Genomic DNA, 14,831 nt, shown 5'->3' with positions numbered 1-14,831 from the left:
CCGTGCTCCCCTTACCGGCGATGGGGGCATCGTCACGCCCACCGGTGGACGAGATCGACGCACCGTTCGCCCCGCGAATCGCGAACTATGACGGGTGCCGACGGCGGAGTCAACCACCCCCGCATGATCCATAAAGCTCTCTAGCTTCGACCACGTGGTGCTTAGGGGGGCCTAGGTAACCAGAGGATTCTTGTGCTTCGCACGAACTTTCACGGAGTTCGCGCATCTCGCACGATGCGAGTGCGCCGGACCATCATCAAGACGACAGCTGTGCTCGCTCTGAGCGCACTCGCAGCATTCGGAGCGCCGCTGAGCGCTTCGGCTCTCGGGGAATCGGTCACGGAGGAGTCGTCAGCGGCGACGATCGAGCCGCAGACCACCGACGGGTCGCACACCGACGGCACAACGGGCGGCACCACCGATGGGCACACCGACGGCACGACCGACGGCACCACCGATGGGCACACCGACGGGACGGCCGACGGAACGACCGACGGCACGACCGACGGGCACACCGACGGGACGGCCGACGGGCACGCCGATGGAACGACCGACGGGCACACCGATGGAACGACCGACGGGCACACCGACGGCACGACCGACGGAACGACCGACGGTCACGTGGACGGCACGACCGACGGGCACACCGACGGCACGACCGACGGAACGACCGACGGTCACGTGGACGGCACGACCGACGGAACGACCGACGGTCACGTGGACGGCACGACCGACGGCACCACGGACGGCCACTCCGACGGCACGACCGACGGTCACGTGGACGGAACCACCGACGGCCACACGGACACGAGCGTCGACGGCCACACGGACACGAGCGTCGACGGCAAGGATTCCACGGACTCGCATGACGTGACCGACTCCAAGGACTCCAAGGACTCCACCGACTCCAAGGACTCGAAAGACTCCCAGGACATGACCGACTCCAAGGACTCGACTGACTCTTGGGACTCGACTGACTCCAAGGACTCGAAAGACTCCACTGACTCCTGGGACTCCACCGACTCCAAGGACTCGAAAGACTCCACTGACTCCTGGGACTCCAAGGACTCGAAAGACTCGCACGACGCAACCGACTCCAAGGACTCCACCGACTCCAAGGACATGACCGACTCCAAGGACATGACCGACTCCGAGGACTCCACCGACTCCAAGGACTCGACTGACTCTTGGGACTCGAAAGACTCCAAGGACATGACCGACTCCAAGGACTCCACCGACTCCTGGGACTCCACYGACTCCAAGGACTCCACCGACTCCTGGGACTCCACCGACTCCTGGGACTCCACCGACTCCAAGGACTCCACCGACTCCTGGGACTCCACCGACTCCTGGGACTCCACTGACTCCAAGGACTCGAAAGACTCCAAGGACTCGCACGACGCCACCGACTCCAAGGACTCCACCGACTCCAAGGACTCCACCGACTCCAAGGACTCGACTGACTCCTGGGACTCGAAAGACTCCAAGGACATGACCGACTCCAAGGACTCCACCGACTCCAAGGACTCGACTGACTCTTGGGACTCGAAAGACTCCAAGGACATGACCGACTCCAAGGACTCGACTGACTCTTGGGACTCGAAAGACTCCAAGGACATGACCGACTCCAAGGACTCCACCGACTCCAAGGACTCCACCGACTCCAAGGACTCGACTGATTCCAAGGACTCGAAAGACTCCAAGGACATGACCGACTCCAAGGACTCGACTGACTCGAAGGACTCCACCTCCAAGGACTCGACTGATTCCAAGGACTCGAAAGACTCCAAGGACATGACCGACTCCAAGGACTCGACTGACTCGAAGGACTCCACCGACTCCAAGGACATGACCGACTCCAAGGACTCGACTGACTCCAAGGACTCCACCGACTCCACCGACTCCAAGGACATGACCGACTCCAAGGACTCGACTGACTCCAAGGACATGACCGACTCCAAGGACTCGACTGACTCCAAGGACTCCACCGACTCCAAGGACATGACCGACTCCAAGGACTCGACTGACTCCAAGGAACTCCAAGGACTCGACTGACTCCAAGGACTCCACCGACTCCAAGGACATGACCGACTCCAAGGACTCGACTGACTCCAAGGACTCCACCGACTCCAAGGACTCGAAAGACTCCACCGACTCCACCGACTCCACCGACTCGAAAGACTCCACCGACTCCACCGACTCCAAGGACTCCACCGACTCCTGGGACGCCAAGGACTCGACCGACTCCAAGGACATGACCGACTCGGCCGACGCCACCGACTCCACCGACTCGGCTGACTCCACGGACTCCACGGACTCCCGCGACGCCACGGACTCCACCGACTCCTCGAACCGCTCCGGCACCCCTGCGGGATACGCTGCTCCCACGACCGGCTCGCACCTCGCCATCACGGGTTCCGACACGGGAACCAGCGCCGCGTCGTTCTCGCTCCTCGCCGGTGCGTTGCTGATCGCCGGCCTGGCGCTGATGTCGGCTCGCCGACGTGGTTCCTCGGCTCGCCCCGCGATGTCGTCGGCATCGGCCGCCGCACCTTCGGCACCGACCGCCGTCGCCGCGACGACGCCTCGCTCGGACGGCCGCGTGCACCGAGTCGCTGAGAGGGGGATGCCGCGAGCGCAGGCGCCGACGGCATCCCGAGCCCGAGAGGGACTCCGACCAGACAGTCCCCGACGCGGTGACGGTGGACGTCCCGCGGACGGGACCGACTCGGAATCGCTGAGCGGCTGAGATGACCTCGAAGAAGACAGGGGTCGGCCGCACCACGCGGCCGGCCCCGGCCCCCGGTTCATCGCAGGCGGCGCCGCGCCGCCTGGCGCCCACGATCGCGACGGTCGCGGCCGTGGCGGTCGTCGGGGCCTACGTGTTCGTGAGTGCGGCGTTCACGGCGCCGCCCTCCCCCGCCCGCGCCGCCGTCAGCGACGGCTTCGCTCCGTACTTCTCGCAACGGTGGGACGTCTTCGCCCCCAACCTCCTGCGCGTCAACAGCGCGCTCCAGGTGCAGGCGCAGTGGCGCGACGACGACGGAGAACTCGTCACCAGCGACTGGGTCGACGTCACCGACATGGAGCTGGCCGCCGTCCGCGGCATCCCCGCCCCCTCTCGTATCTCGAAGAACAGCATCAACGCGCTGAGTTCCTACATCGAGCGCTACGACGAACTGTCCGACGCGCAGCAGGAACGCGTACAGGACTCGTTCATCGAGCGCACCGCCGAGGGGAGCTTCTCGGCGATTCCGGATGCCGAGCTGCTCGACGATCTGGAGTCACTCGGCGACGCGGATGACAGCGGCGCGGCCGTGCCCTTCGTGCGCTACGACTACATGATGAACCGCTACTCGACGGTCTTCACCGAGGCCTACTTCGGCCGCGACGTCGAACGCGTGCGGTGGCAGGCGCAGTTCGACCGCCCCAACGAGTTCCTGTATCGCTTCGACGACGAGCGGCAGTTCCCGCTGTCGCAGCTCACTTTCGGGTGGCGTCAGGCCGAGCAACCCGATGACGCATCCGTGCGCGACGTCTTCGCCGACGTGCAGACGCGCTACACCGGCGAGGAGCGGCCATGACCCTTCAGTTCACCCGACGCGCCGGCTGGCGCGAGCGCCTCAGCCCGGTGCGCGCGTGGAACGGCTTCCAGTCGTGGCTGACCTCCGCGCCCCACGCCACCATCGGCTTCTCGCTGCTGCGCATCATCTTCGCCGTGGCGATGTTGCTGGTGCTGCTCCCGAGCTTCGCGGACCGGCACTACCTGTGGGGCGCCGGTTCATGGTGGGTCGAACCCGAAGCGCGCCGGCGCGGGTGGTGGGAACCATTCCGCCTGATCTTCTCGAAGAACGACCCGGTGCTGTTCGACGTGGCGTATTTCGTGCTCATCGCCCTCGCGCTGCTCTTCCTCGTCGGGTTCAAGACCCGGTGGGTCACACCGGTCCTGCTGCTCTTCTGGGTCGGCCTGTCGACGAACACCACGCTGCTGACCAACGGCGGCGACACCCTCATGCGGATCGTGCTCGTGTTCGCGCTCGTCGCCGACCTCAGCCGCCACCTCTCCGTCGACGCCTGGCTGCGACGCCGTCGGGGTGATCGCGCGGGTCGGTTCGACGGCATCCGTCGACGCCTGCCCGAGTGGTTGTCGCCGCTGCTGCACAACACCGCGTTGATCCTGTGCTGCTACCAGATCCTGCTCGTTTACCTCGTCTCGTCGATCCTGAAGCTCCAGGGCGAGGAATGGATCGCGGGAACAGCGCTCTACTACGCGCTGTCAATCACCGAGTTCCAAGTGCTCCCGGCGCTCGGGCAGGCGGTCTGGCAGGTGACGCCGTTCGTCATGCTCGGCACCTGGTTCGCCGTGGTCGTGCAGTTGACGTTCCCGGTGGCGTTGCTGTGGAAGCCCACCCGCTACATCGCCGTCGCCGGCCTCGCCCTCACGCACTTCGGCATCGGTCTGCTGCTCGGCTTGTGGCCGTTCTCGCTCGCGATGATCGCGCTCGATCTGCTGCTCGTGCGCGACCAGTCGTGGCTGCGCGTGCAGGCCGTGGGCCGCGCGGTCCTCTCGCGTGCGCGCCGCACGATCGCCACGGCGCGCGCCAGTGTCGCCGACCCGCCCGCCGAGACGACGAAGCGCCGCGCGGCATGAGCCGGCGGCGCTCCGTTCGATCAGGGCGTCAGTCGCGAATGGCCGCGCCGAAGCGCTCCGCGGCCACCGCGACGCCGGCGAGCTTGGCCTCCGTCGCCTCGGCGGCGGTCAGGGTGCGGTCGTCGGCGCGGAAGCGCAGGGCAAACGTCAGGCTCTTCGTGCCATCGGTCACCCCGGGGCCGCGGTAGTCGTCGACCAGACGCGCCCCCTCGAGCAGCGGGGCTCCACCCTCGATGAGGGCGGCACGCACCGATCCCGCCGACACCTCGACCGGGACCGTCAGCGAGACGTCCTGCGTCGCCGCCGGGAAGCCCGAGAGCGATGCCGCGACCACGCGCGCCTGCGCCAGCTCGAGCATCGCGTCGAGATCGAGTTCGGCCACGAGCACCCGGCCCGGCAGGTCGGCGTCGGCCGAGACGGCGGGCAGCAGCTCGCCGACGTAGCCGATGTCCTGCCCCGCGGCCAGGACGCGTGCGGTGCGGCCGGGGTGCAGGGCTGCGCGCTGGGCCTGCACGAGCTCGATGTCGAGGCCCGCCGCCGAGGCCAGCACGCGCACGGCGTCGACCGCATCGGCCAGGTCGGCCGCGACGGCCGGCTGCCCGGGCTGCTTGGCGACCGTGTTTCCGGCCAGCAGCACGGCGACGTGTCGGCGCTGCGGCGGGATCGAGGCGTCCAGAGCGGTGAGGGTCGCGGCATCCGGTCGCACGGCCAGCGGCGGAACCGACGCGGTGCCGTACTGCACGCCCGGCTTCGGCAGGAAGACGGTGCCCATCTCGAACAGCGCGAGATCGACGATGCCGCGCGAGACGTTGCGGTGCGCGACCTGCAGCAGCGCGGGCACGAGCGATCGGCGCAGGTACGGCGCGAGACCGTCGAGCGCATTGGCGAGCTTCACGCTCGGCAGCGCGTCGCCCGAGGGGGAGCCGTGCAGGGCGTTCTGCTCGTCGGTGGTGAACGGGAACGACGGCGTCTCGACGAAACCGGCCGCGGCCAGCGCGTTCGTCACCCGACGACGACCCTGCTGCGCGGCGGTGAGGCCCCGGCCCGAGGGAGGCGTCGGCAGCACCGAGGGGATGCGGTGGTATCCCTCGATGCGGGCGACCTCTTCGGCCAGCGTCCACTTGTCGGTGAGGTCGTGGCGCCACGAGGGGGCGACGACCGACCAGCCCGACTCGCGCTCGTCGACGGTGCATCCGATGAGCCGGAGCGCCGAGACGATCTCGTCGTCGGTGTACTCGACGCCGATCAGGCCCGAGACGAACCCGGCCGGCAGGGTGATCGCGTCGCGACGGTACGCCGACGAGAGCGACCCACCGAGCTCGGTGTCGAGCGTGCCGCCGGCGAGCTCCACCATCAGCGACGCGACGCGCTCCGCGGCGACGTAGGGCACGAGCGGGTCGACGCCGCGCTCGAAACGCCGCGACGCTTCGGAGGGCAGCTTGTGCCGCCGCGCGGTACGCGCGATAGAGACCTGGTCGAACGTCGCCGCCTCGATCAGCACGTTGCGGGTGGCGTCGCTCATCTCGGTGGGGCCACCGCCCATGACACCGGCCAGGCCGATGGGGCCCGACTCGTCGGTGATGAGCAGATCTTCGGCGTTCAGGGTGCGCACCTGGCCGTCGAGGGTCTCGAGCTTCTCGCCCGCCGTGGCGCGTCGCACCGTGATGCCGCCCTGCAGGCGGTCGAGGTCGTAGCCGTGGATCGGCTGGCCGAGCTCGAGCATGACGTAGTTCGTGATGTCGACCAGCACGCCGAGCGAGCGGATACCGGCGAGCGAGAGCCGCGTGATCATCCACGGCGGAGTCGGACGCGAGGGGTCGACGTCGCGCACGATGCGGGCCACGAACTCGGTGGCGCCGTGACGACCGCGGATCGGCGCCTGATCGTCGACGGTGATCGCGAAGCCCGAGGGCGTGCGTGAGACGGCCTCGTCGTGACCGGCACCGGGGTCACGGAAGTCGGCACCCGTGGCGTGCGAGTACTCGCGGGCGACCCCGCGCAGCGACAGGGCGTAGCCGCGGTCGGGGGTGACGTTGATCTCGACCGCGAGGTCGTCGAGCCCCAGCAGCGCGATGGCATCCGTTCCCACGGGCGCGTCGATGCCGAGGTCGATCAGACGCAGGATGCCGGAGTGCTCGCTGCCGAGACCCAGCTCCTTCGCCGAGGCGATCATGCCGTCGGAGACGTGGCCGTAGGTCTTGCGCGCGGCGATGGGGAACGGGCCGGGCAGCACCGAACCGGGCAGGGTCACCACGACCTTGTCGCCCTCGAAGAAGTTGCCGGCACCGCAGACGACGCCGCGCACTCCCCCGTTGTCGGCGCCGACGTCGACCTGGCACCAGCGGATGGTCTTGCCGTTGGACTGCGGTTCGGCGGTGAACTCCTTCACCTCGCCGACGACGATCGGGCCCGACAGCTCGAAGCGGTGCACGTCTTCTTCTTCGAATCCGACCGAGACCAACGCCGCGAGGACGTCTTCGGGCGTGGCCGTCGCGGGTACGTCGACGTACTCGCGCAACCAGGAGAGAGGGACGCGCATCAGACCACCATTCCGAACTGCTCGCTGAAGCGCACATCGCCCTCGGCCATGTCGCGCATGTCCTGCACGTCGCTGCGGAACATGAGCGTGCGCTCGATGCCCATGCCGAAGGCGAAGCCCGAGTACTCCTCGGGGTCGATGCCGGCGGCGCGCAGCACATTGGGGTTCACCATTCCGCACCCGCCCCACTCGATCCAGCGCGCCCCGCCCTTGAAGGTGGGGTGCCACAGGTCGAGCTCGGCGCTCGGCTCGGTGAACGGGAAGAAGTTCGCGCGGAAACGCGTCTTGGCCTCGGGCCCGAACAGCACGCGCGCGGCGTGGTCGAGGGTGCCCTTGAGGTGGGCCATCGTGATGCCCTTGTCGATGACGAGGCCCTCGAACTGCGTGAACACCGGCAGGTGCGTCGCGTCGAACTCATCGGTGCGGTACACGCGGCCGGGGCACAGCACGTAGATCGGCAGATCGCGCTCGAGCATGGAGCGCACCTGCACGGGGCTCGTGTGCGTGCGCAGCACCAAGTGCCGCGCGACCGGGTCGACGAAGAACGTGTCCTGCATCTGGCGCGCCGGGTGGTCGACGTCGAAGTTGAGGGCGTCGAAGTTGAACCACTCGTGCTCGAGCTCGGGCCCCTCGGCGATCTCCCATCCCATGCCGACGAAGATGTCCGACACCTGCTCCTGCAGGAGCGAGATCGGATGCCGTGCCCCCACGCGCGCGCGCTGCGGCAGCGCCGTCACGTCGATGCGCTCGGCTTCGAGCTGGGCGGCGGTCTCGGCTTCGGCAAGCTCCGCCTCGCGGGCGGCGAGCGCCTGAGTGACCTGGCCGCGGGCCTGACCCACGAGCTTGCCGAAGGCGGCCTTGTGCTCGGGGGCGACGGCGCGCATCTGGGCGTTCAGTCGCGCGAGGGAGGATTGCTCCCCCGTGTGCGCGGAGCGGGCGGCTTTCAGGTCGGCCGTGGTCGCGGCCGCGGCGATGGCCGCGAGTGCGGCTTCGACGGCGGAGGCGACGGCCTCGGGGGTGATCTCGGGTGCGTCGGACACGAGATGAGAGTCTACCGACGGGCGGGGACACTCCCCCGCCCGTCGGCGGATTCGATCAGATCGCCCGACCGCCGCGCTGGGCGACGATGAGCGCCGTGTCGGTGCCGCCCTGCTGCGGGGGCTGCACGGGGGCGGCCACCTGGCCGACGCGCGGCGACCGGCGCAGACGCTTCTCGACCAGGGTCGCCACGTAAGACAGCAGCAGGCAGAGGGCGATGTAGATCGCACCGACGATGATCGTCGCCGGGATGATGGGCGAGCCCACGCTCGGCTGCGCACCGATGTACTTCGCGTAGAACAGCAGCTCGGGGTACGTGATGATGAAGCCGAGAGCCGTGTCCTTCAGGGTCACGACGAGCTGGGCGATGATGACGGGCATCATCGCGCGGATCGCCTGCGGCAGCAGCACGAGGCGCATGACCCCGGCCTTGCGCAGGCCCACGGCGTAGCCCGCCTCGGCCTGCCCGCTGGGCAGCGACTCCACACCCGCGCGGATGACCTCGGCGAGCACCGAGCCGTTGTAGCAGATGAGGGCGATGACGACGGCCCAGTACGGCTCCATGCGGATGCCGAGGACGGGGAAGCCGTAGTAGAGCAGGAACATGAACACGAGCACCGGGATCGCGCGGAAGACCTCGATCACGGCGGTGAACGGCCAGCGCACCCACTTGTGATCGGACAGGCGGCCGATCGCGAGCACGAAGCCCAGGGCCAGCGCACCGAGGGCGGCCACGACGAAGGCGGCGATGGTACGCATCGTGGCCTCGCCGATCTGCGCCCACACGTTCGTGTAGGTGAACGCCGACCACTTCTGGGCAGTGAACTGACCGGTGTCGGCGAGACGCCAGACGAAGAATCCGATGATGCCGAGCACGACCAGGATCGTGACGACACCGAGGACGCGGTTGCGGGCGACGGCCTTGGGACCGGGGACGTCGTACAGGACGCTGCTCATCGTGCGACCCTCCATCGGTTCTCGAGCGTTCGCTGCAGCCATGACAGCAGCAGGACGAGCGCGACGAAGATGACCATCACCCACAGGATGACGACGAACGCGTTCTCTCCGCGCTCACTGAGGTAGTTGCGAACCGAACCCAGGTTCACGATCGAGAAGCCCGCGGCGACGGTCGTGTTCTTGAGCAGCGCGATGAACACGCTCATCATCGGGGGGATCACGGAACGGAACGCCTGCGGCAGCACGACGAGCGTCATGACCTGGCCGAAGCCCAGGCCGAGCGCTCGAGCGGCCTCGGCCTGACCGACGGGGACGGTGTTCACGCCCGACCGGATCGCCTCGGCGACGTACGTCGCCGTGTAGATGCCGAGGGCGCAGATCCCGAGCGTCAGCGAGACGTCGCCCGTCAGACGCAGCCCCAGGAGCGGGGGCAGCGCGAACACGAACGCGAAGAAGACGAGCGTGAGGGGGGTGTTGCGGATCGCGCTCACATAGAACGTGCCGACACCGCGGGCGATCGGCACGGGCGAGACGCGCATGGCGCCCACGATGAGGCCGAGCACGAGGGCCAGCGCTCCGCCCGCGAAGAACAGCAGAAGGGTTCCGCCGAGCGCCTCGCTCCACACGTCGAGGTTGTCGGTGATGACGCCCATGCGTGCTCCTTATCTTGGTCGGGGGTTCGGGGGCGGTGCGGTGCACCGCCCCCGAACGGATCACTCGTCGGCGGTGGGCTGGTCGCCCTTGATACCGGCGGGCGCGAGGTTCTTCTCGAACAGCGCCGTCCAGACGTCGCCGCCGTCGTTGAACAGGGTGTTGATGTGGTCCTTCAGGACGGTGTCGCCCTTGGGCAGGCCGACGCCGTAGCGCTCCTCGCTGAAGGTGTCGCCAGCGATCTTGAACGCGTCGGGCTCCTGGGCGACGTAACCGGCGAGGATCGCCTGGTCGGTGGTCACCGCGTCGACCGAACCCGCGCGCAGCTGCTCGAGGCACTGCGTGTAGGTGTCGTACTCGACGGTGTCGCCGGGGGCGTACTCGTCGCGGATGCGCTGCAGCGGCGTCGAACCGGTGACCGAGCAGACGATCTTGCCGGCGAGGTCGTCGGGGCCGGTGATGTCTTCGTTGTCGGCGGCGACGAGCAGGCCCTGACCGGTGATCAGGTAGGGGCCGGCGAAGTCGATCTGCGCCTTGCGCTTGTCGGTGATCGAGTAGGTGCCGACGTAGTAGTCGACGTTGCCGTTCACGAGCTCCTGCTCGCGGTTGGCCGAGGGGATCGTCTTGTACTCGATCTGGTCCGCGTCGAAGCCGAGCGAGGCCGCGATCCACTGGGCGATCTCGACGTCGAAGCCGCCGCGCTCGTTGCTGACCGGGTCCTTGAAGCCGAGACCGGGCTGGTCTTCCTTCACACCGACGATGACCTTGTCGGCGGCGACCATGCGGTCGTAGGTGGGGCTGCCGTCGAGCGAGACGTCGGAGGCGACCTCCCACAGCTGCGTCGATTCGGTGCCGCCGTCGGCGCCGGGAGCCGCGCCCGGGGTGCCGCTGTTACAGGCCGTCAGGGCCAGAAGGCCGGCGGCGACGATGCTCGCGCCGGCGAGAAAACGTGTCTTACGCATGTGATGTCTCCTTGGTTACGTGTGCTGTGCGGATAAGGGTCGTCGGTGACGGCGCGCGAGATAGACCGGGGGGAACGGCAACCAGGCGGTCGGCGGGAGAACCTCCTCGTTCATCGCCGTCAAGGGGAAGAGCGTCAGTGGGTGATGAGCTTCGACAGGAAGTCCTTCGCCCGATCGGATTCGGGCTTCGTGAAGAACTGTTCGGGCGTCGCCTGCTCGACGATCTGCCCGTCGGCCATGAACACCACGCGGTTCGCGGCCTTGCGCGCGAAGCCCATCTCGTGCGTCACGACGATCATCGTCATGCCGTCTTTGGCGAGACCGACCATCACGTCGAGCACCTCGTTGATCATCTCGGGGTCGAGCGCCGAGGTGGGCTCGTCGAAGAGCATGACCTTGGGCTTCATGGCCAGGGCGCGGGCGATCGCGACACGCTGCTGCTGACCGCCCGAGAGCTGGGCGGGGAGCTTGTCGGCCTGGTGACCGACGCCCACGCGTTCGAGGAGCGCGCGCGCCTCTTTCTCGGCATCCGCCTTCTTCATCTTGCGGACCTTGAGGGGGCCGAGCGTGACGTTCTCGAGGATCGTGAGATGGGCGAACAGGTTGAACGACTGGAACACCATGCCGACGTCGGCGCGCAGCTCGGCCAGGCCCTTCCCCTCTTTGGGAAGCTCCTTGCCGTCGATGGTGATCGTCCCGCTCGTGATGGTCTCGAGGCGATTGATGGTGCGGCACAGCGTCGACTTGCCCGAACCCGAGGGTCCGATGACGACGACGACCTCGCCGCGGTCGACGGTGAGGTCGATGTCTTTCAGAGCCTGGAACTGTCCATAGTGCTTCTGGACGTCGCTGACGACGACCAGGGGCTCGGTCTTCGGGGGAACGGATGCCATGTCAACACCCTATGAGGATGCTGGGCGCCCGACCACATTCCGGCGCGCGCCTTAACCGATCTGTAACAGCAGGGGTTCAGCGATCGCGCTGCGCGAACGCCGTCTCGTAGAGGCAGACGCTGGCCGCGGTGGCGAGGTTGAGCGACTCGGCACGCCCGTAGATCGGCAGCCGCAACGCGATGTCGGCGTGCGCCAACGCCTCGTCGTCGAGACCGCGCGCCTCGTTCCCGAACAGCCATGCCGTGGGTTCGGCGAGCATGTCGCGGGATGCCAAGAAGTCACCGCCTTCGACGTCGGCGGCCACCACCCGCATCCCCGCCTCGTGCACCCGCGCGACGACGTCGGCCAGCTCGAGGTCGACGGCGACGGGCAGGTGGAAGAGCGACCCCGTGGTCGAGCGGACCACCTTGGGGTTGTACGGGTCGACCGTGCGACCGGTCAGGATCACCGCGTCGGCTCCCGCCGCGTCGGCCGCGCGGATGATGGTGCCGAGGTTGCCGGGGTCGCGCACCTCCTCGCAGATGGCGATGAGGCGGGGGCCCGCTGCCAGAACGTCCTTCAGGGCGGTCGGCGACTGGCGGGCCACGGCGACGATGCCCTGCGGCGTGACGGTGTCGGCCATGGCATCCAGGACCGCTTCGGTCGTGTACTGCAGGTCGACGCCCGCGGCCTCGGCGGCCTCGCGCAGATCGCCGTGCTTTTCGAGGGCTGTCGGGGTCGCGTACATCTCGATCACCGTCTCTGGTGCCCACGCCAACGCCTCGCGGGCCGCCTGCGGTCCCTCGAGGAGGAACAGACCGGTCTCTTGACGGGCGGCGCGCTTGCTGAGTTTTGCCACGGCGCGCACCCGGGGCGAACGGGGGTTCTCGAGCACGTCCTCAGTGTATGGCGTCTGCGGTATGCGCTCCGGACGCCGCGCAGGAACGACGAACGGGCGCCCTCCGAAGAGGACGCCCGTTCGACGAGGAACTGCGTATTACGCGGTCTTCGCGGCGTTGACGTCGCTGGGCAGCGCCGCCTTCGCGGTCGCGACGAGCGAGGCGAACACGGCCGGCTCGTTCACGGCGAGCTCAGCGAGCATACGACGGTCGACCTGCACACCCGCGAGGCCGAGGCCCTGGATGAAGCGGTTGTACGTCATGCCGTTCTGGCGGGACGCCGCGTTGATGCGCTGGATCCACAGACGACGGAAGTCGCCCTTGCGCTTGCGACGGTCACGGTACGCGTAGACGAGGGAGTGGGTGACCTGCTCCTTGGCCTTGCGGTACAGGCGCGAACGCTGACCGCGGTAACCGGACGCGCGCTCGAGGATGACGCGACGCTTCTTGTGGGCGTTTACTGCCCGCTTGACTCTAGCCATTTCTTCTTCTTCCTAACGTGCGTCGGCGCTCAGAGGCCGAGGAGCTTCTTGGCGACCTTGGCGTCACCCTTGGCCAGGACCTGCTCCTGGTTCAGGCGACGGGTGCGCTTGGACGCCTTGCCCTCGAGGTTGTGCCGCATGCCGGCCTGCTGCTTCATGAGCTTGCCGCTGCCGGTCAACTTGAAACGCTTCTTGGCACCGGAGTGGGTCTTCTGCTTCGGCATGTCTCTTCCTTCGTTGTGTTTCCCGCCGGGCGGGAGTCTGGGGGGCCTTACTCGGCGGGGGCCGAGGTGGGCTGGTCTGCGGGAGCCGCGGTGGGCTCACCCTCGGAGTCCGAGTCGCCGCGGGCGGCGCTGCGTGCTGCTTCACGGTTCGCCGTGCGCTGCGCGTTCTGCTCGGTCTTGACCTCGGACTTGTTCTTGTGAGGCGCGACCACCATGACCATGTTGCGACCGTCGATCGTGGGGCTGGACTCCACGGTGCCGAACTCGGCGACGTCTTCCGCGAACTTGCGGAGCAGACGCACGCCCTGGTCGGGACGCGACTGCTCGCGACCGCGGAACAGGATCATGGCCTTGACCTTGTCGCCCGCCTGGAGGAAGCCCTCGGCGCGCTTCAGCTTGGTTATGTAGTCGTGCGCTTCGATCTTCAGGCGGAACCGAACCTCTTTGAGCACGGTGTTGGCCTGGTTACGGCGCGTCTCTTTGGCCTTCTGAGCGGCCTCGTACTTGAACTTGCCGTAATCCATGATCTTGACCACGGGCGGCTTCGAGCTCGGCGCAACCTCGACCAGGTCGAGGTCCGCTTCCTGGGCCAGGCGCAGCGCAGCTTCGATGCGGACGATGCCGACCTGCTCGCCGTTGGGTCCGACGAGACGGACCTCCGGGACTCGGATGCGCTCGTTGGTGCGGGGATCGCTGATGCGGAACTCCTCTTGTCTACGGATGACGGCCGCCGCGATCCACGGGAATCGCGGGCGAAGAGGAGAAACACGCCACCCGGCACAGTGCTACCAGCACCGGCTTCTGCACCCAGACAACCCCGTGCGAAACGGAGCGGAGTGCGGGAACCCGGTAGCCTGGAGCGGCAAGCGCGGGTGGGATTTCATCCTCTTTCGTCCGGAGTGAAGCACTCCGAAGCCCGCCATAGTCTAGCAGAGAGATTCACGTGGACACGATCCCCCCCGACCAGCCCGCCGACGACAGCGCCGCACACCGCCACGGAGCCGAAGACGAGCGCCTCGCCCGCTGGGAAGAGCAGGAGCGCGCCTCCGCCTCCGCCACCCGCGACATCGCCGACGTCCCCGCCGTCGAAGTCATCACCACCGCCGCCGTGCACCTCATGAGCGCCGCCGCCGTGAAGACCGGCCTGGCCGACAACCCCGCGCAGCAGCTCGACCTCGACGAGGCCCGCAAGCTCATCAACTCCCTCGCCGGCCTCATCACCGCCGGAGCCCCCGAGATCAGCGACATGCACGCCCGCTCCCTGCGCGACGGCCTCCGCTCCCTGCAGCTCGCGTTCCGCGAGGCGTCGGTGATCCCCGACCCCATCGGTAAGGGGCCGGGCGAGAAGTGGACGGGGCCCGTCACGTAGGTCGTTCGTTCTGGGGGTACCGGGCTCCGGGATGCCATCCTCCCGAGGCAAGAACGGGGCCCCTTCCCCGATTGCCTCGGGAGGATGGCATCCCTGCGCCCTGCGCCGTAGGCCGACTCCACCGTGACACCCGTAGGGGTATGAGGCGTTGTCCCTTCCCTGATTGACCCGGGAGGATGGCATCCCT

The 14,831-nt window shown here is 67.9% G+C and carries 15 protein-coding genes; 5 read left to right on the top strand and 10 right to left on the bottom strand.

What is annotated here, in order from left to right:
* Positions 1–270 precede the first annotated feature (270 nt).
* The 4 genes from ASG45_RS16480 to ASG45_RS07980 are packed head-to-tail and all read left to right on the top strand — an operon-like array spanning position 271 to position 4,651.
* Positions 271–2,055 (top strand): hypothetical protein, encoded by a 1,785-nt coding sequence (locus ASG45_RS16480; RefSeq protein ID WP_200943400.1) that lies wholly within the window; start codon positions 271–273, stop codon positions 2,053–2,055.
* Between the two features lie 28 nt (positions 2,056–2,083).
* On the top strand, positions 2,084–2,749 hold the full coding sequence (locus ASG45_RS07990; RefSeq protein ID WP_055835249.1) for an LPXTG cell wall anchor domain-containing protein: 666 nt from the start codon (positions 2,084–2,086) through the stop codon (positions 2,747–2,749).
* A gap of 1 nt (position 2,750) precedes the next feature.
* On the top strand, positions 2,751–3,584 hold the full coding sequence (locus ASG45_RS07985; protein ID WP_055835246.1) for a DUF5819 family protein: 834 nt from the start codon (positions 2,751–2,753) through the stop codon (positions 3,582–3,584).
* On the top strand, positions 3,581–4,651 hold the full coding sequence (locus ASG45_RS07980; RefSeq protein ID WP_055835243.1) for an HTTM domain-containing protein: 1,071 nt from the start codon (positions 3,581–3,583) through the stop codon (positions 4,649–4,651). Before ASG45_RS07985 ends, ASG45_RS07980 begins: the two co-directional genes overlap by 4 nt.
* Before the next feature lie 28 nt (positions 4,652–4,679).
* On the opposite strand, the gene pheT is transcribed toward ASG45_RS07980, so the two are convergent.
* The 10 genes from pheT to infC all read right to left on the bottom strand — a co-directional run bounded on the left by pheT (position 4,680) and on the right by infC (position 13,973).
* A complete protein-coding gene (gene pheT / locus ASG45_RS07975; RefSeq protein WP_055835240.1) occupies positions 4,680–7,190 on the bottom strand; it encodes a phenylalanine--tRNA ligase subunit beta in 2,511 nt (836 codons plus the stop codon).
* Entirely contained in the window at positions 7,190–8,230 is a 1,041-nt protein-coding gene (gene pheS / locus ASG45_RS07970) for a phenylalanine--tRNA ligase subunit alpha (RefSeq protein ID WP_055835237.1), read from the bottom strand. The genes pheT and pheS overlap by 1 nt, the downstream gene beginning before the upstream one ends.
* 55 nt (positions 8,231–8,285) lie before the next feature.
* The gene (locus ASG45_RS07965) at positions 8,286–9,185 is read right to left on the bottom strand and encodes an amino acid ABC transporter permease (RefSeq protein WP_055835973.1); all 900 of its coding nucleotides are present in this window, start codon (positions 9,183–9,185) and stop codon (positions 8,286–8,288) included.
* Positions 9,182–9,838, bottom strand: a complete 657-nt coding sequence (locus tag ASG45_RS07960; RefSeq protein ID WP_055835234.1) for an amino acid ABC transporter permease — start codon at positions 9,836–9,838, stop codon at positions 9,182–9,184. Before ASG45_RS07960 ends, ASG45_RS07965 begins: the two co-directional genes overlap by 4 nt.
* A 60-nt stretch (positions 9,839–9,898) precedes the next feature.
* Complete coding sequence (locus ASG45_RS07955; protein WP_055835231.1) at positions 9,899–10,798, bottom strand: glutamate ABC transporter substrate-binding protein; 900 nt, start codon at positions 10,796–10,798, stop codon at positions 9,899–9,901.
* A gap of 134 nt (positions 10,799–10,932) precedes the next feature.
* Positions 10,933–11,691, bottom strand: coding sequence for an amino acid ABC transporter ATP-binding protein (locus ASG45_RS07950; RefSeq protein WP_055835228.1), 759 nt, complete (start codon positions 11,689–11,691; stop codon positions 10,933–10,935).
* Between the two features lie 76 nt (positions 11,692–11,767).
* The gene (locus ASG45_RS07945; RefSeq protein WP_055835225.1) at positions 11,768–12,565 is read right to left on the bottom strand and encodes a TrmH family RNA methyltransferase; all 798 of its coding nucleotides are present in this window, start codon (positions 12,563–12,565) and stop codon (positions 11,768–11,770) included.
* A 102-nt stretch (positions 12,566–12,667) separates the two neighbouring features.
* A complete protein-coding gene (gene rplT, locus ASG45_RS07940) occupies positions 12,668–13,051 on the bottom strand; it encodes a 50S ribosomal protein L20 (protein WP_055835222.1) in 384 nt (127 codons plus the stop codon).
* A gap of 29 nt (positions 13,052–13,080) precedes the next feature.
* Entirely contained in the window at positions 13,081–13,275 is a 195-nt protein-coding gene (gene rpmI, locus ASG45_RS07935) for a 50S ribosomal protein L35 (RefSeq protein ID WP_055835219.1), read from the bottom strand.
* A 47-nt stretch (positions 13,276–13,322) separates the two neighbouring features.
* Positions 13,323–13,973: a translation initiation factor IF-3 gene (gene infC / locus ASG45_RS07930; protein WP_374754282.1), complete on the bottom strand. Its 651-nt coding sequence runs from the start codon at positions 13,971–13,973 to the stop codon at positions 13,323–13,325.
* 245 nt (positions 13,974–14,218) lie between these two features.
* Between infC and ASG45_RS07925 the strand changes: the two genes are divergently transcribed.
* Positions 14,219–14,644 carry a DUF1844 domain-containing protein gene (locus tag ASG45_RS07925; protein ID WP_374754276.1) on the top strand — a complete coding sequence of 142 codons (426 nt, stop codon included), beginning with the start codon at positions 14,219–14,221 and terminating at the stop codon, positions 14,642–14,644.
* Positions 14,645–14,831 lie beyond the last annotated feature (187 nt).

Origin of the sequence: Microbacterium sp. Leaf436, from assembly GCF_001424715.1 — a bacterium.
In the GTDB taxonomy this organism is placed as follows: Bacteria; Actinomycetota; Actinomycetes; order Actinomycetales; family Microbacteriaceae; genus Microbacterium.
Note: the sequence above shows the minus strand (reverse complement) of the source record. Positions and strands in the feature narration are given on the sequence as shown.